We start from the raw sequence: 18,997 nt of genomic DNA on the forward strand, positions 1-18,997 counted from the left end.
TTTACCAATTTTGATCGATCATAAGTACCATTTGTGTCATTACTATTGAGCCTAAAAGAAGCTCCCTTTTATTTACTTTATCATAAGTATCCTGAACAGAGTGGTGATAGTCGAAATATCTTTGCGTATCTACAATAAGTTCAGCAAGGGGAACATCCAGCTTTTTCAGGGGAGAAATATCCTGAATAGCATCCGTCTGGTCAAAGTCATATACTCCATAAGGAAGGAAATAATTTTTCCACTCAAAGATCTGTCTTCTTCTTTGCGGTGACATATCCAATGAGAACCCTCTGGGAGAATATCCACCTGCATCGGTTCCTAAAGCGAAGATGTGTTTCTCCTCTTTCTTTTTTACGTAAGAAGCATACATTTCCCTTCCTTGTCCGCCATTTTCACTGTTCGCGTATAAAACAACTCTTATCGTGTGGTTATTTTCGTAGCCAAGAGCTTTCAATGTCCTTAAAACTTCAATACATTGTACGACACCGGTACCGTCATCAATAGCACCTTCTCCAAAATCCCACGAATCCAGCTGAGCGCCTAAAAGAATAATTTTAGAATCTTTTTTACCGGGAATTTCTGCAATAACATTCGGATTAACAGTTTCGCCTTTCGATTCCGCAGTCATATTGATCTTTGCTGTAACTTTTTCCTTTTTCAACAGTTGTTCAAGCTCATCCGCGGTTTTTGTGCCGATGGACATCGCCGGAATTCTGATTTTATCATCTGGTTCGTAGTAAACCATTTTAGCATGGGGAATATCGTTATAAGCTGTAGTCAATGATCTTATGATTAAGGCTTTTGCTCCCGTTTTTGCAATCACAGAAGCCGAAATCAATTTTGATTTTGCCGTAATTAAATAAGAATCGCTGGTATTAACAATGGTTGGATCCAAAGGGAGGTTAACAAAAACAATTTTATCCTTTAACTGTCCTATAGATAAAGAATTAAGTTGGCCGGTTGTATTGATTAAAACAATATCTCCGGTGAGATCTTTTCCGCCTGTTCCCTCAGAATTTCCGAAAGAAAGCATCTTAATGCTTTTCCACTCTCCATTTGATGCTTTTATTTGCAGAGATTCTCTTCCTCTTATCCATATGGGAGCTTTTGCTTCCTGTTTCCAGATGGTTTCAACTCCGATTTCCTTAAACTGTTTTTCAGCCCAGTCTACAGCTTTTGTATATCCAGACGTCGCACTGAAACGAGGACCAATTCCTTTAGTAAGTTCACCAAGATTGTCATAGGCAGTTCCATTGATCATAACCTCGTCTGAGATTCTTTTGAATTCAGTATGATAGTTATATTTAGCCGGAGAAGCTGTTTTTTTGACCAGCTTCTTCTGAGAAAATAAAAATCCACTCAAAAAGAGTGGAAATATGATAAGTAATGATTTCTTCATTTTTATACTGACCTATTTCTTTTCAAAGTATAAAAATAAATAAAAATTTATGAATTAAGGCTTCATGTCATACATTAATAAAGCTGTTACCAATTTGGGTTCTATAAAGGTACATTTTGGCGGCATGCTCAACTTAAGATCTGAAATTTTGATCATGTCATTAAAGCTTACCGGATAGATTCCGAATCCGACTTTTCCTTCTCCATTGTCAATACTTTCTTTCAGTAATTTGATTCCTTCAAGATTGGATGTTCCTTTGATATATGAAATTTTATCTGAGCTGTCAGAATCTTCTATATGAAGGATATCTTTAATAATATATTTATCCAAAAGATGATGATCCAGGTTATCCAGAGACATTTCCTGGGAACGAAGATCATGCTTTACATGCAGAGAGTAGAATTTTCCATCCAGATACATAGAGATATGAAACTTCTGAGAAGGGTAGTATGGAGTCTCTTCTTTTTCGTGAATTAAAAAATATTTTTCAAGTTTTGACAGAAATTCTTCAGAACTCAAGCCATTCAGATCACTGATAATTCTATTATAATCGTGAATCTTTATGGATTGGTTGGAAACAATGAAACTGTATACAAAATTATAAGGTTCAGTCCCGTTATGTTTCTTATTTTTATCCTTTAGGCGTTTTGCATTTAGTGCGGTAGATCCTATTCTGTGGTGTCCGTCTGCAATGTAAAAAGAATCGATCTGATCAATAACTTCTTTAAATTGCTGTAATTTTAAACGGTTATCAATTCTCCAGATTTTATGACGGATTCCAATACTGTCTACATGGTTGAAGATAGGAACATTTTTCTCTTCGTGATTCATCAATAATTCTATTTTTGAATTGGAAGGATAGGTCAACAATACCGGCTCTGCCTGTAAGTTTACTTTTTCAAGATAATGAGCCAGTTTTTCTTTTTTCTGTGGAATTGTACTTTCGTGTCTTTTGATTTTTCCGCTCCAGAAATCTTCAATACTACTCAGACCTAAAAGTCCTCTGAATACCTGTTTATTCGGATATATTTGCTCATAAAGATAGTAAGCCGAGCTATCCTGTACAAGGACTTTCTCGTTAAGAAGCTCTTCAAAAGTAGTTCTTATTTTCCTTAAGTTCCTGTCGACATCTTTGGATTTACTTACAACATATGGCTTTATCATATTGATATAAGTATTTTCAACCTGTGCTTTTTCAGCAATTTCAGATTGGGTAAAATTGTCTAAAGGATGAGTAGGAAAAGTAGCTTCATAATCTTTATGAGGTCTTATTCCACGAAATGGTTTAAAAACAGGCATATTCTCTTTTATAGTTCGTTTTTTATCTTAATAATCTGTTCTGCAAGTTCCAGCCCTATTTTCTCTTGAGCATCTACTGTATTTCCTCCTACGTGAGGGGAGAGTGATAAAGCAGGATTCATCAATAGCGGTAATTCAGGATTGGGCTCGTTTTCGAAGACGTCCAAAGCCGCTCCTGCTACTTTGTTGGATTCAATGAAATCAATCAAAGCCACTTCATTGATAACACCGCCTCTTGCTGTATTTACAATATAAACGCCGTCTTTCATTTTTTCCAACTGCGGAGCGTCTATAATATATTCGTTCGTTTGTGGTGTATTGATGCTTATGAAATCTGCTTCCTTTAAGAAAGCATCCATATCATTGGTAGAAGTGATTTCAAATTTCACCGATTGTCCGTCGAAGAAATTTAACGTAAGGATTTCTGTTCTGGATTTTCTTGTTAATACCTTAACTTTCATTCCTAAAGAAATTCCTATTTTTACTACTTCCTGACCAATACTTCCAAAACCTATAACTCCCAGAGTTTTCCCCGAAAGCTCATGAGCATTGCTGAAAGACTTTTTCATCACATTGAAATGAGTATCTCCTTCCAATGGCATTAATCTGTTGGATTCATGAAGAAATCTTGCCAGAGAAAAGAAATGCCCGAAAACCAATTCTGCAACTGATTTTGAAGATGCAGTTGGTGTATTGATGATATATTTTCCTTTTTCAATAGCATATTCCACATCAATATTATCCATTCCTATGCCGCCTCTTCCGATAATCTTCAGATTCGGACACGCGTCGATAAGATCCTGCCTGACTTTCGTAGCACTTCTTACCAAAAGAACGTCTACATTGTTTTCGTTGATGAAATTGATCACATGGTCCTGAGCAACCCTGTTGTCCAATACTTCAATTCCTGCATCTTTCAATGCCTGTTCTCCTGCTTTCGAAATACCGTCGTTAGCTAAAACTTTCATGGTTTTTATTTTAATTTAAATATTCAAAAGGTGAATTATTAAAAATTTAAATAGTTGCGCAAATTAAGAAAATTTAAAATAACATCAATTGGTATTTAAATAATTGATTTTTAGTATTTTAATTATTTACAGATCTCATCACATCTACCAGAACTTGTACACTTTCAATAGGTAGAGCATTGTATAAACTAGCTCTGTATCCTCCTAAACTTCTATGACCGTTCAATCCGCTGATTCCAGCAGCTTTCCATGCAGCATCAAATTCCTCTTTTTTACTCTCATCTGTAATTTTAAAAGAAACATTCATCAATGAACGGTCTTCTTTTACACAGAACGTTTCAAATAAAGGATTGTTGTCGATTTCATCATATAAAAGTTTTGCTTTTGCTTCATTTCTCGCTTCAGCAGCAGCAATTCCTCCGTTGTTTTCCAGGTGTTGTAAGGTAAGCAAAGAAGCATACACAGGGAATACCGGCGGAGTATTATACATCGATTCTTTGGCGATATGCTGAGAATAATCAAGAATTGAGAACATATTTTCTCTTCCTGTCTTCCCTAAAATTTCTTTTTTAATCACAACTAAAGTTACTCCTGCAGGTCCCATATTTTTTTGAGCTCCGGCATAGATCAGATCAAATTTAGAGAAATCCAATTGTCTTGAGAAAATATCTGAACTCATGTCACAAACCATCAAAGTATCTACTTCAGGGAAAGATTTCATCTGAGTTCCATAGATGGTATTGTTTGAAGTACAGTGAAAATAATCGTATTCTGAACCTACCGTATAATTTTTCGGAATAAAAGAGTAGTTCTCTTCTTTTGAAGAACCTACAACGTCTACTGTTCCTACTTTTTTAGCTTCTTTAATAGCTCCTGCAGCCCATGTTCCGGTATCCAGATAAGCCGCTTTTCCGCCAACTTTCATCAAATTATAAGGAACCATAGCAAATTGCAGACTTGCACCGCCTCCTAAATATAAAACTTCGTAATCATCTCCCAAATTCATCAGCCTTTTTACGATGGCACGCGCTTCATCCATTACAGCAACGAAGTCTTTGCTTCTGTGCGAAATTTCAAGAAGTGATAATCCGATTCCATTGAAATCTAAAATCGCCTGTGCCGATTTTTCGAAAACTTCCTGAGGTAAGATACATGGTCCTGCGCTAAAGTTGTGCTTTTTGCTCATATTTTTATTTTTTGATTTTGTAAACGTTTGTGTTTACAGTTGTACTTTTAGTTTTACTTTGGATATTTGAGATATTTGGTAAAAAAAACCGTCTCATGATGTATGAGACGGTGTATGTTATTCACCGTGTAAGAATGCTTTTTTATTAAGCAATGCTTCTTCAGATTCTACATGATCCTCATCCGGAACACAGCAATCTACAGGGCAAACCGCTGCACACTGTGGCTCTTCGTGGAAGCCCTTACACTCTGTACATTTATCGGTTACAATGAAATAAACATCATCACTTACAGGCTCTTGTGGTGCATCTGCATCTACGGTAAGACCTGATGGTAATGTAACGGTACCTTTCAATTCGGTACCTTCGGAAGCTTTCCAGTCTACTGCTCCTTCATAAATTGCATTGTTTGGACATTCTGGTTCACAGGCACCGCAATTAATGCATTCATCAGTTATTTTAATAGCCATCGCTAATTTTTTTTAAATTTGCACAAAATTACAAAATATTCCCCAATTTAAACGTAATTATGAATATTGAAAATCAAGTTTTAGGACTTATTAAGCTTAGTGGATATCTAAAAGAGTTTTTATCAAAGAAATCAGAAGATTATAATGATTCTGATTTTGAATTATTGTTAAAGAAATCCGAAATTGAAAACCCTTGGTTTACGATTGAAAACCACAAATTCGCTTTGCAGCAATGGGCGGATATATTGACTGAAGAAAACATCAAAAACTGGCTTAAAGAATATACAGCCTCCAAAACCTCAAAAAGAGTAGGACTGATTCTTGCAGGAAATATTCCTTTGGTTGGATTTCACGATGTGATTTCCGTAGTATTGAGCAACCATATTCCTGTGATCAAATTATCATCAAAAGACAGATATATGATTCCGTTTTTATTACATAAGTGGAATGAATTTTCGGAAGGAAATGTTCAGTTCGAATTTGTTGAGAAACTGGAAAATTTCGATGCTGTAATTGCTACAGGAAGCAATAATACGGCAAGATATCTTGAGTATTACTTTAAAGACCGATTGAATATCATCCGAAAAAACAGAACATCTGTAGCGGTATTGAAAGGTGATGAAACAGATGAGGAATTACAGTTATTGGCTAAAGATATTTTCCAGTATTTCGGATTAGGATGCAGAAATGTGACTCGATTATTCATTCCACAGGATTTTGTGATCGACCGACTGTTTGAAAGCTTCTTAGGGTTTCAGGATATTATCAATCATAATAAATATGCCAATAATTATGATTACAACAGAGCTGTTTACCTATTAAATCAGGATAAATTCTGGGATAATAATTTTGTGATGCTGAAAGAGGATGATAAATTGTTCAGTTCGCTTTCTGTGATTAATTTCAGCAGATATTCTTCTTTGGAAGATGTGAAAAATTTCATTGCAGAAAATGAAGAAAATATTCAATGTATTGTGGCAAAAGATGAATTAGGATTGGATTCCGTTCTGTTTGGAGAGGCTCAAAACCCGGGACTGAACACTTATGCTGATAATGTGGATACAATGAAATTTTTAGAAGTTATTTAATTCTTTGTATCTTCATCACTTGAATCAACAAAATTATATGAAAAAAATAGTTCTTGTATTGGCTGTTTTCTGTATTCAGCTTGGGTTTGCACAAAAAGTGACCAGCCTGAAGATTGAAAATACCGGGCAAAAAGAAAAGCTTATAGAATTAAGTAAGAATCAAATTACTTCTTATAATAATAATTTTTTTAAATTTCTGGCTGCTTTAAAATCATCTGACCGCAAAGTGTCTGATGAACTGTTGTCTGCGAAAGCTAAAGAATTTGTAACTGATAAAGTATATCAAAAGCTTTCAACGGATATTCATTTCAATAAAAAGCTTGAAATATTCAAATCGGGATATAAACCTATGATTGACGGAAGTTCTTATCCGATGATTCAGTACAGGTATTCAGATGACAAATCACAAGTTCCGACGGAATTGGTAACCGTAGTGTTTGAAGAAAGCGGAAAGATTCTTGGGGTAAAACCTTTTAAGAAATAGATTGAATATTTAAATTAAATAAAACATTAACTATGATGACAGATGCATTAGTCGCTCATTCTTCAGAGATAGAAAAAGCGAATTTTTACAAAAAAACTTACCTGCACGTTGCTTTATCCATTCTTGCATTTATTGGGGTGGAAACGGTATTATTAAATGTAGTTCCTGTTGAACTTATTGCCATGATGTTCGGGCAGAAATACACTTGGTTATTAATTATCGGTGTTTTTTGGCTGGCTTCTATTTTGGCTAATAAGTGGTCTTTATCCCAAAGCAGATCAACCCAATATTTAGGATTAGGATTTTATATTGTACTGGAAGCTGTAATTTTTCTTCCTCTGCTTTATATGGCAGTAGGTTATTCAGGAGGAGGAACCGTCATTTTTCAGGCGGCAATGCTTACTATTGCGATGTTTGCAGGATTATCTTTGGTAGCTTTTACTTCTAAAAAAGATTTTTCTTTTTTAAGAAACATCATTATTATCGGAGGTTTCCTTTCATTGGGATTAATTGTTGCCGGAGCAATTTTCGGATTCAATTTAGGGCTTTGGTTTTCTGTAGGAATGGTAGTTTTGGCTTCTGCAAGTATTTTGTATGAAACAAGTAAACTGAAAAATGTATACACAACCAATCAGTATGTAGGAGCTTCTTTACAGCTTTTTGCATCTATTATGTTGTTGTTCTGGTATATTCTTAGAATTTTGATGAGCAGAAGAAGCTAGTTGAAGTGATGAGTTATGAATTATAAGTTACTAACTTTATAATTCATTTTTATAAACCCAAAAAATCCTGATGTCTTTTCATCGGGATTTTTTATTGAAAAAATATAGGGAAACTCCGCGCGAAGTTTGTGTCTTTTAATGATTGAAATGTCTAAATCTTTCAATCTGGTTTACTTGTCAATAGATCCTAAAACCTTTTGAGCAAACGAGTTTAAAGCGTCCTTTTCACTCATACCGTTCTGTACGTTGGCGTGGACTTCCAAAGCTCCGCAGATATTTGTAATTAATTCTCCTGCAACGTTTAAATCCTCTTCGCTTGTTCCTCTGAACTCGCAGAAACTTTCCAGAACTTCTAATGTTTTTTCTAGGTTTTCAGGAGTCTGATTCTGATAAAACTGTCTGATTACGGGTAACTTCATAATTACAATTCGTTAAATAAGTTAATTAAACTTTCTGCCTGATTAGACTGTACCTGGTTGACCAATTCACCGTTTCTGAAAATAGCGAAAGTGGGTAGGTTATCAACTTTAGCCAGTTTTCGGCTTTCGGGTAATTTTTCAGCGTCTACATAAAGGAAAGGGATGCTGTCGTTTTCAGAAGCAAGTTTTTTGAATTTCGGCTTCATAATTCTGCAGTTTCCGCACCATGTAGCTCCGTACTGTACAACAACCTTTTCGTTATCGTTTACAATATTCTGTAGCGTATCTTCTGTTAATTCTGTATACATAATTTTAATTTGAAAATTTAGAAATTGGATAATTTGAAAATGCTAATAAATAGAAAATGAGATAATTTTTAAGTAATCAATGCGATTAATCTTCAAATTATCTCATTTTCAAATTAACACATTGTATTAGTTCTTAGCCAAATACTCAGCAGTAGAAGTTCTGTCAGCTTTCATCGCTTCTTTTCCTTCTTCCCAGTTTGCAGGGCAAACTTCACCATGCTTCTGAACGTGAGTATAAGCATCGATTAATCTTAAATATTCTTTTACGTTTCTTCCCAGAGGCATATCATTTACAGACTCGTGGAAAATTTTTCCAGTTTCGTCGATAAGATACGTTGCTCTGTATGTAACGTTAGAACCAGTGAAAACTTCTTCACCTTCTTCATTGTATTCGAAATCCTGATCTACAATTCCTAAAATGTTTGCCAGTTGTCTGTGAGTATCAGCCAAAAGCGGATAAGTAACTCCTTCAATACCTCCGTTGTCTTTTGAAACGTTAAGCCAAGCGAAGTGTACTTCGTTGGTGTCACAAGAAGCACCGATTACTTTAGTGTTTCTTTTTTCGAACTCTCCTAAAGCTTCTTGGAAAGCATGAAGCTCAGTCGGGCAAACGAAAGTAAAATCTTTCGGGTACCAGAACAAAAGAACTTTTTGTTGGTTTTCCGTAGCTTCCTGGAATACGTTGATTTTAAGATCATCACCCATTTCAGACATTGCATCTACTGTTACATTCGGGAATTTTTTTCCTACTAAAGACATAATTTTCTCGTTTTTATATTTAAATTTTCTGTTGCAAATATATCAATATTTCATCTATCGAACAAATTGATTTCGATAAATAAAATCTATAATTGTTTTTGATTGATTATAAAGAAAAAAGCCCTGATTTCAGAGCTTTCATTCATATTTAGTAACCGAATATTTCGGTTAAACTTAGTTTTTTTACTTCACCCAGCTTCTTCATATCAGCTTCGTTTACTTTGTCCTGAGAGGCCACAATACAATAGGTATAGTTTTTACCTTTCATTTCATTGTCATGGAAACTGTTGATATCTGTAAAAGAAAGTTTTGGAGCTTGCTCGTACACATTTTTTCTCACGTCAATATTGTTTCCAAGCTTTTGAGCTCTGAGGTAAGAGAAAATGATTCCGTCCTGGGTAATTCTTTCAGAAGCAATCGATTTTCTTAATCCGCTTTTGGCTGTTTCAAATAGCTGTTCAGATTTTGGAAGTGTCGTTAGAAGCTCATTCATGGCAGTGGTGGATTCATTGAATTTATCAGCCTGAGTTCCTACATAGGCCAAAACCATATTTTTATCTTCTTTTTTACTTGGCGAAGCAAAATAAGAATAAGTAGAATAAGCGAGCGCTTTAGATTCTCTAATCGTTTGGAAAACAATAGATCCCATTCCGCCACCAAAGTAATTATTGAATAAATTAACCGTTGGAGTTTCAGCAGCACTGTACTGATCTGCATTTCTTACCCAGAAAATTTCAGATTGTACCATATCATAATGGGCAAACAAAACTTTGTTCTTATCTGTAGGAACCTGTACAAATGTTTTTGTTTTTGCGAGTTCCTTAAGATCCTTAGGAAGAGTATGAATAGGCTTTAAAGAGGCTAAAAGATCACTCCCTGATTTCGGACCGTAGTACAATACTTTATGCTTATAATTAAATAAATCATGAAGAACGTTAATAAGATCTTCAGCTTTTAAGGCATCTAATTCAGCATCACTTAGTACATTATTAAATGGATTTTGAGCTCCATACTGTGCGTAGTTTCTCAATCCAGCCATGATGGTACCTTTGTTTTGCTTTGCATTGGCTCTGGCTTTTTTCAGTCTTGTTTTGTACGCATCTAAAGCAACCTGATCGGCCTGACAATTTTTAATAAGATCCTCAAAAAGAGAAGCTGTTTTATCAAAATTTTCATTAAGTCCTTCCAGTGTAACATAGGTCTCTTCATTACCCGCACTTACATTAAAGCTTGAAGCCAATTTGTAAAACTCTTTGCTAATGGTTTCAGAAGATTTGTTTTTAGTACCCAAATACTGAAGATATTCTGCAGCCAGCGGAAGGATTTTATTATTCCATTTTCCTGAATCAAAGTGGTAGTATAATCTGAATAAAGCATTATCTGTATTTTTAACAGACAATACATCAATATTTCCTAATTTATTTTTAGTGATATCTTTATCATAATTCAGCCATACCGGAGAAATTGCATTCTCATGCATTTCATCGATTTTTTTAAGGAATGGGGACTGGTCTTCTCTGTTGACAGAAACAGGAGTGATAGTTGGCTTATCAACTTTTACAATACTTTTGTCTTCTCCTTTTCTTTTATAGATCGCAACATAATTGTTGGCCTGCAAATATTTTGCAGCAAAATCCATAATATCTTTTTTAGTAAGCTTGGAGATTTCGTCTACATATTCCAGAGAAACTTTATGGTCGATATCGGAAGTGAATTCATCCATTAGAATACTGGCTCGGGAAGAATATTTTTCATCCTTCTGAATGATATTTTTCTTCTCGTTATTCACGATGGATTCAATAAGATCGTCTGAGAATTCCCCTTTTCTTAATTTATCGATCTCCTGAAGCAAAAGACTTCTCACTTCATCCAAAGATTGACCTTCTGTAGGTCTTCCCTGTAATAAAAGAACAGAATAGTCTTTCAATACATACGGAAAGGCATAAGCTGCTAATAATTTTTGTTTTTTTACAAGATCTAAATCAATTAAACCCGCTTGTCCGTTAGTAAGCATGTTACCTACCAAATTAAGAAGTCTTGCATCTTTAGTAGTTGCTCCCGGAAATCTGAAACCAAGCATTACGTTTTCAGGATTAGGTCCTACAACTTCCTTTACAATAGGAGAGGTGATTGGTTTTTCCTGTCCGATTTTATATTCAGGAATCGATTTAGTCTTCATATAAGAGAAAGCTTTATCGATTTTAGCGATCACTTCATCCGGGTTGAAATCTCCGGACATAATGATTCCCATGTTGTTGGGAACATAATACGTGTTGAAATATTCACGGATTGCTTTAAGAGAAGGGTTTTTAAGATGTTCTATGGTTCCTATGGTAGTCTGCTTTCCGTAATTGTTATTTGGGAAAAGACTGGCAAACATCATATCGTATACTTTATCTCCGTCATCGTCTAAAGATCTGTTTTTCTCTTCATATACTGCTTCCAGTTCAGTATGGAAAAGTCTCAGAACAGGCTGTCTGAATCTTTCTGATTGTACAGCAAGAAATTTATCCACCACATTAGAAGGAACATCTTCTGTGTAAACTGTTTGTTCAAACGACGTAAAAGCATTGGTTCCGTCAGCTCCCATTCCGGCCATCATTTTATCATACTCATTCGCAATGGCAAATTTTGCTGCTTCTCCGGAAACTCTGTCTATTTCTTTATAGATTTCTTTTCTCTTATTTTCATCTTTTGTCGAATTATACTTTTCATACAGGGCATCGATCTGGTCCAGAATCGGCTTTTCTTTTGCCCAGTCTTTTGAACCGAATTTATCCGTCCCTTTAAAAAGCATATGCTCTAAATAATGAGCAAGACCTGTATGATCAGCGGGATCTGTTTTACTCCCCGCTTTTGTAGCAATATAGGTCTGTATCCTGGGATCTTTATTGGTAGGACTCAGGATCACCGTAAGTCCGTTTTTCAATTTATAATATCTGGCTGCAGTGGGATCATTGGTAACATATTTATAAGTATATCCGTTTGATGTGGCTTCTTTCCACTGAAAATCCTGTCCGTAAGCATAGCCGACGAAACTTGCTGCGGCAATACTGGTTACAATACTGATTTTTTTAAAAAAGTTCATTTTGTATTTTTTGATTTGGTTTAATTGAATTGGTCTAATAAGTTTTTAATACGTTTCATGGCCTCTCTCAACTCTTCCTCAGAAGCTGCATAAGAAAATCGGATACATTCCGGACTCCCGAAAGAAACACCACCTACGCATCCTACGTGAGCGTTTTCTAAAATAAACATAGCAAAATCATCGGAATCCTTGATTTCAGTACCATTCAGCGTTTTTCCTATATAATGAGAAATATCCGGGAAGAAATAAAAAGCAGCTTTAGGAAGTAACACTTTGAATCCTGGAATTTCCTTCATTAAATCATATACAAGATCTCTTCTTTTTTTGAAAGCGTCAATCATATATCTGTATTCTGAAGGATCTGTCAGTAAAGCTGTAATTGAAGCTCTTTGAGCTACTGTATTGGCGCCGCTAGTCATCTGTCCCTGTACTTTTTCACAAGCTTTAGCCAACCATTCAGGGCATGCAGAATAACCGATTCTCCAGCCGGTCATCGCGAAAGCCTTAGACATTCCATTGATTACGGCTGTCTGCTCATAAACTTCTGGAAACTGTGCGATAGAAGTTGTTTTGGTTTCGTAGTTGATGAATTCGTAGATCTCATCAGAAATTACAGTGACGTGAGGATATTTGGCAATCACTTTTGCTAAAGATTTCAGCTCGTCATAAGTGTAATAGCCACCTGAAGGATTACAAGGCGAACTGAATAAGACAGCTTTTGTTTTATCTGTGATCGCTTCTTCCAACTGTTCGGCTGTAATTTTGAAATCCGTAACATATGAAGTAGGAAGCATTACAGAATTTCCACCCATCATTTTTACCATTTCATCGTAGCTTACCCAGTACGGATTAGGCAATATGACTTCATCTCCATCATTAAGAATGGCTGCCAAAACATTTAAAATAGCCTGTTTAGCGCCATTGGAAACACAAATCTGTGAAGGTTTATATTCTATATGATTGTCTCTTTTAAGTTTGTGAGCAATCGCTTCACGAAGTTCTAAAAATCCCGGAACAGGAGAGTAGTGGCTGTAGTTTTCATTAATGGCATCAAATGCAGCCTGCTTTATATTGTCGGGAACATCAAAATCCGGTTCTCCTAATGTTAAACTGATTACATTTATGCCGCTGGCTTTCATTTCTCTGGCCTTGTTAGACATTACAAAAGTCTGTGAGTAACCTAACCTGTTTACTCTATCTGAAAGTTTAGTCATGAATTTTTTTGAATTTTAACAAATATATATAATAAAATTCTCTCGGGAAATAGAAATAAGCCAGGATTGATTTTTTTTGAATTTTAATCATTAGATTTGGAGATGTTTGTAAGTACCAAACGATAAAAAACAATTGAATGTATAAAATTTTATTTTTATTAATGATTTCTTTCTGCTCAGCTCAGAACTATCGTTTTGTGTACGAGTATAAAATGAAACCTGATCGTAAAATAGATTCCCTTGTAACGGATTATATGAATCTGGATTCGGACGGAAAAAGATCTTATTTTTATAATGCTGCGAAATATGAAAGAGATTCGGCTTATAACAGTACAAAAAATACTGCAGTGTTATACAATGGTAAAAAGTATGACCAGAATCTTGGGTATATCGTAGAAAAGGACTATGCTCAAAAAAGTATAAAATTCTATGATAAATATAAAACAGCCAATCTCTTGGTAATTGAAGATGAGCCTCAAAAATGGAATATTGAAAAGGAGTTTTTAAAAATCAACAATATCAATTGCCAAAAAGCAACTGCGAACTATAAAGGAAGAGTTTGGGAAGCCTGGTTCAGCAAAGAATATCCTATCAATGACGGGCCTTATAAATTCATAGGACTTCCGGGACTTATTGTAAGTCTCAAAGACAATGAAGGGAATCATATTTTTAATTTAATACAGATCAAAAAAATTAAGACGGTTTTTGCCTTTCTTCCGAAAAACAACAAGGAAATGAACTGGAAAGACTACAGGAAAACCATCATGACCTACACACCCAATCTTGCCGATGATATAGAGGCTATGAGTGTTGATAAAAATGTAGGTGCAATGAATATTCACTTTAAAGATGGGTATGTAGCGAAATTTGATCTTAAAGAATTGAAAAGTGGCAATCCGGACGATGAAATTGCCAAAAAGCTTCGCAGGGCCAATAACCCGATTGAAAAAGAATGAAAATAAATGAAAAGGCCGTCTGTTGATGGTCTTTTTTTATGAAATAGGGCCAGAAGAAATTTAAATATTTGACTAAAGCCAATAAAAACTTATTTTTGCAGATTATAATAATTGATATGTCTACATCGTTAGTATTAAAATATTTTCCTGATCTTACTGAGACGCAGATTGAACAGTTTTCTAAACTGGAAGATCTCTATAATGAATGGAACGAAAAAATCAACGTGATCTCCAGAAAAGATACGGAATCATTATATGAAAAACATATTTTACACTCTTTAGGGATTGCCAAGGTGATGGAATTTGCGCCGGGTACAAAAGTACTGGATATTGGGACAGGAGGTGGTTTCCCGGGGATTCCTCTTGCGATATTGTTTCCGGACTCAGAATTTACACTGATTGATTCCATCGGAAAAAAAATAAGTGTTGTCAATGCAGTTGCAGAAGGTGTTGGATTGAAAAACGTAACGGCTATACACGGAAGAGCTGAAAAGCTGAAAGAGAAATTTCATTTTGTAGTAAGCAGAGCGGTTACCCAAATGCCGGAATTCTTGAGATGGCTTAAAGGAAAATTTGAAAAAGAACAGTTCAACGCAAAGCATAATGGTGTTCTTTATTTAAAAGGAGGTGATCTTGCGGAAGAACTTGCAGGACTGAAATGTGAGATATTTAGTCTTAAAAATTATTTTGAAGGAGAGTTTTTTGATACAAAAAAAGTAGTCTATCTTTCAAAAGGCAATTTTAATTCATAAATTTATACTTCTAAATCAAAATTAATAAACTGGCTATGAAAAAGTTTTTAAATATTGGTGTTTCTGTGGTGATGTTAGGATTAATTTTGACATCATGTAATGATGATAATGATTATCAGACTGTAGAAGGAGTAGAAAAAGTAAAAATTGATAGTGTAAAGATTATCAATGACACAATGGATGTTTTTACCATTCAGAGTATTAAGACTTATTCTGCATATCAATCTAACTGTGAAGGTTTTTATGGTTATGATTATATTCATGATGATAATGTGACAAGATCAGTTACAGCCTATAAATTTAAAACAGACGGAGCTTGTCAACCATCAACTAAAACACTTGCAAGCCAAATTAATTTCAATCCTCAACAAAAAGGAACCTATACCTTTAAATTCTGGAACGGAGGAAATACGTGGATTACGAAAAAAATTGTAGTTGAATAAATATAATGCTGAAATTTGTTGTTTTAATTTGTTTTTCATTTTCAGTTCAGGTATTCAGCCAGAAAATAACCTGGAAAGAAGATATTAAATTAAAATGGGATAATTTTCAAAGTACTGTTAACCGCAAAAGCAATCCTGACGTGGTTGCTTATACCCATTGCGGATGGGAATATTCAGTGGTGAAATCCAGTAATCCGAAAGCAGCGATTGAATTTAATGTAGAGACGATATTTAACGAAGACAAATCATGGAAAGACACAAAAAGAATCAATGACTATGTGCTTTTACATGAACAAAAACACTTTGATATTGCGGAAATATTTGCCAGAAAATTAAGAAAAGAAGTCAAAGAAAAAATCAGGACTTCTTTGGATTTCGATAAATACTTTAAAGGGATTTATCAGACGGTATCAAACGATTATAAGAACTTTCAGATTACCTACGATAAAGTTACCGAACACGGTATTAATAAAGAGAAACAGGCAGAATACAACGAATTAATATCTTCAGAATTAGAAAATTTAAAAAACTTTAAAACCACTTGAAGTTCCTCAATAAAATCATTCACGAATTATTAGCTCAGAGTTCTGACCTTTCTGAGTTTAATATCGTGTTGCCTGGAAAACGTCCCATCGTTTTTATCAGAAGAATATTAGAGGAAAATAATTATTCAGGTTTTTTACCCAACTTTTTTACGGTAGAAGAGCTTATCAATCAAATTGCTGACAAACAACTTATTCAGGGGATTTCTCTGTGGCTTTTTGCTTTTGATGTCTATAAAAGTCTTAATCTTATTCCAAGAGACAATTTTTCGGATTTTTTGAAATGGTTTCCGACTTTACAGAAGGACTGGGATGATATCCTAAAGTTCTCGGACGGTGATCAGGCTGTTTTGCAGTATATGTTTGACGAAGAAAGGATTAAAGACTGGGCACAGAATCTGGGTGAAGATGATGATGTTCCTAGAAAAAAATTCCTCAATTTCTGGAAGAATATGAATGTTTTCCTCCCGGTTTTGAAACAGAAATTACAAGAAAAAAACTGGGCGACTTCAGGAATGATCCACGAAACGGCAAAAGCCGAAATTGATGCTTTTGCTAAAAATACGAAAGAAAAGTTTGTGTTTTGCGGGTTCAATGCCTTTACTCCTGTCGAAGAGAAGCTGGTAAGAAGCCTCTTACAATGGAACAAAGGGCAATGCTTCTTTCAGGCCGATCATTATTATTTTGATGATGAAAGGCAGGAAGCCGGAAAATTTTTACGAAACCATAAAACATGGAAAGAGTTCAATGATCACAGAGCTTTTAACTGGATCGAAGATGATTTTAATCAACCAAAAAATATAAAAGTATATGAAGTTTCAGGAAATATTACCCAAACCAAGGTATTGCCTGAAATTTTTAAGGAAATAGAAAATAAAACCTATTCCAATACCGCAGTCGTTCTGTTGGACGAAAATTTGCTTCCTGCAAGCCTGGATGTCATGCATGGAGTTCAGAATCTGAATATTACGATGGGATTTCCTTTAAAAAACCTGTCATTTTCCAATGCTGTAAAACAACTTTTTTACTTACAAAAACAACTTGAAAAAAACAAGTCTTCTTACTACTACCGTGATGTTTTTCCCATTCTTGAAGAACTTCCGAAATCTGTCGAAGACGAATTGATTATTAATCAGTTCAAAGCGAAAATAGAAGAGCGGAATATTGTTTATATATCAAGAAAACTATTGCAGGAACTGTTAGGAGAATTGTCATATTACAATTTGCTTCAGAAAGCAGATTCTACAGCTGTTTATCTGGATTCCCTTATTGATTTCTGTAAGCAGGTAAAATGGCTGGAAATAGATGATATTCAATACGAAAACGTATCTCACTTTGAGAATTCTTTTAGGATTATAAAAAACCAGTTGAGTCCGTATGATTTTGAAATCACGATGGAAACACTGGAGATTTTAATTAATCAGCACATCAATTCTGAGAGTATAGATTTCCAGGGAGAACCGTTAAGAGGACTTCAGATCATGGGACTTCTGGAAACCCGTTTATTGAATTTTGAGAATGTGATTCTTCTTTCTGTCAATGAAGGGAAACTGCCGCTCGGAAACTCTCAGAACACCTATATTCCGTTTGATATCAGAAAGTTTTTTGATCTTCATACCTTTTTAGAGAATGATAGTATTTATGCGTATCATTTCTATCGTTTAATTCAGGATGCTCAGAATGTACATTTATTGTTTAATGCCTTAAGTTCGGGAGTGAATTCAGGAGAAAAGAGCAGGTTTATCACTCAGATCGAAATGGAGAGTTCTCATAAGATTGAATACTTGATCATAGAGAATTCATCTGAACCGATTATTACCGAACCAATTGAATTTACTAAAACACCTATCGTTCTGGAACGGCTTGAAAAATGGAAAGAAAAAGTTTCTGCTTCTCACCTCACAAGTTATCTGTATAATCCGGTTGATTTCTATCTTTCCAAGATTTTGAACACTTCCGAAAATGATGAAATTGAAGAAGAATTATCGGTTAAAAATTATGGAAATCTGGTGCATTATACCCTTCAAGAAGTATATGAGGTTTTAAAAGGTAAAGTGTTAAAAGAAAATGATTTAAAAGATTCAATTAAACAAATAGATAAATATATTGAAATTGCTATTGATAAGCTAAAACATCAACCGGAATTCTATGAAAAAGGAATGAATTTCATTCACAAAGCTATTGCTAAAAAAGTGATTGAAAGCATTCTGAATTACGATCTTGATTTAGTTAAAAACGGAAATAAACTTGAAATTCTTGATATTGAAAAACGGTTTGAAAATGTAGATTTTTATCTCGATGAATCAGAGAAAATCTCGTTTTTCGGATTTATTGACCGTATCGACCGATTAAACGGAACGCTGAGAATTATCGATTATAAAACAGCCAAAATTAAAAATCTGATCGTAAAAATTGATCAGGATAATGCTAGTGAATATTTTCATAACAGCGACCGGAAACAGGCATTGCAGCTGTGTATTTATCAATATGTTGTACAGAATCTTCCTGAGTTTTGGGGACTTCCGATAGAAACCGGGATTTGGAGTTTTGCCGAAGCTAAAAAAGGAGTCGTTTCCTTACAGTTTGAAAAAGGAGATATTGATGATGCAATGAAATCTATAAAAAGTTTGATTGAAGAAATTCTGAATCCGAATATTAATTTTGTTGAGGAAATTAAAAGCTATTCAAATTAGCCTTTCTTTCGGTACACTATAAAAAACTGTTTGTCATTCTGAATATAAACCGAAGGGTTTACGAACGCAGTTCAGAAGTGGAGTGAAGAATCTTTATCCTTTTTGCAGAGATTCCTCCTCTGTCGGAATGACAGCGTGTATAAAATTAACAATAAAAAAGCCTTAGAGAAATTTCTAAGGCTTTTTTATTTCATAGATTTCTCTAGGTT

18 protein-coding genes are annotated in these 18,997 nt (G+C 34.7%); 8 read left to right on the forward strand and 10 right to left on the reverse strand.

Translation table 11 applies throughout. The features are described from left to right. Position 1: 1 nt before the first annotated feature. From P0Y62_03465 to P0Y62_03485, 5 genes are all read right to left on the reverse strand, one after another. Positions 2-1,399, reverse strand: coding sequence for a M28 family peptidase (locus P0Y62_03465; GenBank protein ID WEK70616.1), 1,398 nt, complete (start codon positions 1,397-1,399; stop codon positions 2-4). A gap of 54 nt (positions 1,400-1,453) precedes the next feature. After that, on the reverse strand, positions 1,454-2,698 hold the full coding sequence (locus tag P0Y62_03470) for a DUF1015 domain-containing protein (GenBank protein WEK70617.1): 1,245 nt from the start codon (positions 2,696-2,698) through the stop codon (positions 1,454-1,456). Between the two features lie 8 nt (positions 2,699-2,706). Then, positions 2,707-3,666: a D-2-hydroxyacid dehydrogenase gene (locus P0Y62_03475; GenBank protein WEK70618.1), complete on the reverse strand. Its 960-nt coding sequence runs from the start codon at positions 3,664-3,666 to the stop codon at positions 2,707-2,709. Positions 3,667-3,784: 118 nt separating this feature from the next. Continuing rightward, positions 3,785-4,852, reverse strand: a complete 1,068-nt coding sequence (gene serC, locus P0Y62_03480; protein WEK70619.1) for a 3-phosphoserine/phosphohydroxythreonine transaminase — start codon at positions 4,850-4,852, stop codon at positions 3,785-3,787. 117 nt (positions 4,853-4,969) lie between these two features. Continuing rightward, on the reverse strand, positions 4,970-5,320 hold the full coding sequence (locus P0Y62_03485) for a 4Fe-4S dicluster domain-containing protein (GenBank protein WEK70620.1): 351 nt from the start codon (positions 5,318-5,320) through the stop codon (positions 4,970-4,972). A gap of 59 nt (positions 5,321-5,379) precedes the next feature. On the opposite strand from P0Y62_03485, the gene P0Y62_03490 reads away from it, so the two are divergent. Genes P0Y62_03490 through P0Y62_03500 form a run of 3 tightly spaced genes read left to right on the forward strand, consistent with a single transcriptional unit; the run spans position 5,380 to position 7,614 of the window. Beyond that, entirely contained in the window at positions 5,380-6,408 is a 1,029-nt protein-coding gene (locus P0Y62_03490) for an acyl-CoA reductase (GenBank protein WEK70621.1), read from the forward strand. Between the two features lie 37 nt (positions 6,409-6,445). Continuing rightward, entirely contained in the window at positions 6,446-6,892 is a 447-nt protein-coding gene (locus P0Y62_03495; GenBank protein ID WEK70622.1) for a peptidylprolyl isomerase, read from the forward strand. Between the two features lie 32 nt (positions 6,893-6,924). Beyond that, a complete protein-coding gene (locus P0Y62_03500) occupies positions 6,925-7,614 on the forward strand; it encodes a Bax inhibitor-1 family protein (protein WEK70623.1) in 690 nt (229 codons plus the stop codon). Between the two features lie 170 nt (positions 7,615-7,784). Here P0Y62_03500 and P0Y62_03505 read toward each other — a convergent pair whose 3' ends face one another. From P0Y62_03505 to P0Y62_03525, 5 genes are all read right to left on the reverse strand, one after another. After that, complete coding sequence (locus P0Y62_03505; GenBank protein ID WEK70624.1) at positions 7,785-8,033, reverse strand: hypothetical protein; 249 nt, start codon at positions 8,031-8,033, stop codon at positions 7,785-7,787. Positions 8,034-8,035: 2 nt separating this feature from the next. Continuing rightward, the gene (locus P0Y62_03510; protein ID WEK70625.1) at positions 8,036-8,341 is read right to left on the reverse strand and encodes a thioredoxin family protein; all 306 of its coding nucleotides are present in this window, start codon (positions 8,339-8,341) and stop codon (positions 8,036-8,038) included. 126 nt (positions 8,342-8,467) lie between these two features. Continuing rightward, positions 8,468-9,100 carry a peroxiredoxin gene (locus P0Y62_03515; GenBank protein WEK70626.1) on the reverse strand — a complete coding sequence of 211 codons (633 nt, stop codon included), beginning with the start codon at positions 9,098-9,100 and terminating at the stop codon, positions 8,468-8,470. A 148-nt stretch (positions 9,101-9,248) separates the two neighbouring features. Beyond that, positions 9,249-12,188, reverse strand: coding sequence for an insulinase family protein (locus P0Y62_03520; GenBank protein WEK70627.1), 2,940 nt, complete (start codon positions 12,186-12,188; stop codon positions 9,249-9,251). Positions 12,189-12,208: 20 nt separating this feature from the next. Further along, on the reverse strand, positions 12,209-13,402 hold the full coding sequence (locus P0Y62_03525; protein WEK70628.1) for a pyridoxal phosphate-dependent aminotransferase: 1,194 nt from the start codon (positions 13,400-13,402) through the stop codon (positions 12,209-12,211). Between the two features lie 137 nt (positions 13,403-13,539). Between P0Y62_03525 and P0Y62_03530 the strand changes: the two genes are divergently transcribed. The 5 genes from P0Y62_03530 to P0Y62_03550 all read left to right on the forward strand — a co-directional run bounded on the left by P0Y62_03530 (position 13,540) and on the right by P0Y62_03550 (position 18,788). Continuing rightward, entirely contained in the window at positions 13,540-14,358 is an 819-nt protein-coding gene (locus tag P0Y62_03530) for a GLPGLI family protein (GenBank protein WEK70629.1), read from the forward strand. Between the two features lie 116 nt (positions 14,359-14,474). Further along, complete coding sequence (gene rsmG / locus P0Y62_03535) at positions 14,475-15,110, forward strand: 16S rRNA (guanine(527)-N(7))-methyltransferase RsmG (GenBank protein WEK70630.1); 636 nt, start codon at positions 14,475-14,477, stop codon at positions 15,108-15,110. A gap of 35 nt (positions 15,111-15,145) precedes the next feature. After that, positions 15,146-15,553 (forward strand): hypothetical protein, encoded by a 408-nt coding sequence (locus P0Y62_03540; GenBank protein ID WEK70631.1) that lies wholly within the window; start codon positions 15,146-15,148, stop codon positions 15,551-15,553. 5 nt (positions 15,554-15,558) lie between these two features. Next, the gene (locus P0Y62_03545) at positions 15,559-16,098 is read left to right on the forward strand and encodes a DUF922 domain-containing protein (protein ID WEK70632.1); all 540 of its coding nucleotides are present in this window, start codon (positions 15,559-15,561) and stop codon (positions 16,096-16,098) included. Beyond that, positions 16,095-18,788, forward strand: a complete 2,694-nt coding sequence (locus P0Y62_03550) for a PD-(D/E)XK nuclease family protein (GenBank protein ID WEK70633.1) — start codon at positions 16,095-16,097, stop codon at positions 18,786-18,788. Before P0Y62_03545 ends, P0Y62_03550 begins: the two co-directional genes overlap by 4 nt. Positions 18,789-18,997: the final 209 nt, after the last annotated feature.

Source organism: Candidatus Chryseobacterium colombiense (genome assembly GCA_029203185.1).
Classification (GTDB): domain Bacteria; phylum Bacteroidota; class Bacteroidia; order Flavobacteriales; family Weeksellaceae; genus Chryseobacterium; species Chryseobacterium colombiense.

What these genes read in the sequence shown, in the direction of transcription:
- P0Y62_03500 (WEK70623.1), top strand. Translation starts at nt 6,925, where the DNA reads ATGATGACAGATGCATTAGTCGCTCATTCTTCAGAGATAGAAAAAGCG.
- P0Y62_03520 (WEK70627.1), bottom strand. Translation starts at nt 12,188, where the DNA reads ATGAACTTTTTTAAAAAAATCAGTATTGTAACCAGTATTGCCGCAGCA.
- P0Y62_03470 (WEK70617.1), bottom strand. Translation starts at nt 2,698, where the DNA reads ATGCCTGTTTTTAAACCATTTCGTGGAATAAGACCTCATAAAGATTAT.
- P0Y62_03545 (WEK70632.1), top strand. Translation starts at nt 15,559, where the DNA reads ATGCTGAAATTTGTTGTTTTAATTTGTTTTTCATTTTCAGTTCAGGTA.
- P0Y62_03515 (WEK70626.1), bottom strand. Translation starts at nt 9,100, where the DNA reads ATGTCTTTAGTAGGAAAAAAATTCCCGAATGTAACAGTAGATGCAATG.
- P0Y62_03525 (WEK70628.1), bottom strand. Translation starts at nt 13,402, where the DNA reads ATGACTAAACTTTCAGATAGAGTAAACAGGTTAGGTTACTCACAGACT.
- P0Y62_03475 (WEK70618.1), bottom strand. Translation starts at nt 3,666, where the DNA reads ATGAAAGTTTTAGCTAACGACGGTATTTCGAAAGCAGGAGAACAGGCA.
- P0Y62_03530 (WEK70629.1), top strand. Translation starts at nt 13,540, where the DNA reads ATGTATAAAATTTTATTTTTATTAATGATTTCTTTCTGCTCAGCTCAG.
- P0Y62_03505 (WEK70624.1), bottom strand. Translation starts at nt 8,033, where the DNA reads ATGAAGTTACCCGTAATCAGACAGTTTTATCAGAATCAGACTCCTGAA.
- P0Y62_03510 (WEK70625.1), bottom strand. Translation starts at nt 8,341, where the DNA reads ATGTATACAGAATTAACAGAAGATACGCTACAGAATATTGTAAACGAT.
- serC (WEK70619.1), bottom strand. Translation starts at nt 4,852, where the DNA reads ATGAGCAAAAAGCACAACTTTAGCGCAGGACCATGTATCTTACCTCAG.
- rsmG (WEK70630.1), top strand. Translation starts at nt 14,475, where the DNA reads ATGTCTACATCGTTAGTATTAAAATATTTTCCTGATCTTACTGAGACG.
- P0Y62_03465 (WEK70616.1), bottom strand. Translation starts at nt 1,399, where the DNA reads ATGAAGAAATCATTACTTATCATATTTCCACTCTTTTTGAGTGGATTT.
- P0Y62_03485 (WEK70620.1), bottom strand. Translation starts at nt 5,320, where the DNA reads ATGGCTATTAAAATAACTGATGAATGCATTAATTGCGGTGCCTGTGAA.
- P0Y62_03490 (WEK70621.1), top strand. Translation starts at nt 5,380, where the DNA reads ATGAATATTGAAAATCAAGTTTTAGGACTTATTAAGCTTAGTGGATAT.
- P0Y62_03495 (WEK70622.1), top strand. Translation starts at nt 6,446, where the DNA reads ATGAAAAAAATAGTTCTTGTATTGGCTGTTTTCTGTATTCAGCTTGGG.
- P0Y62_03540 (WEK70631.1), top strand. Translation starts at nt 15,146, where the DNA reads ATGAAAAAGTTTTTAAATATTGGTGTTTCTGTGGTGATGTTAGGATTA.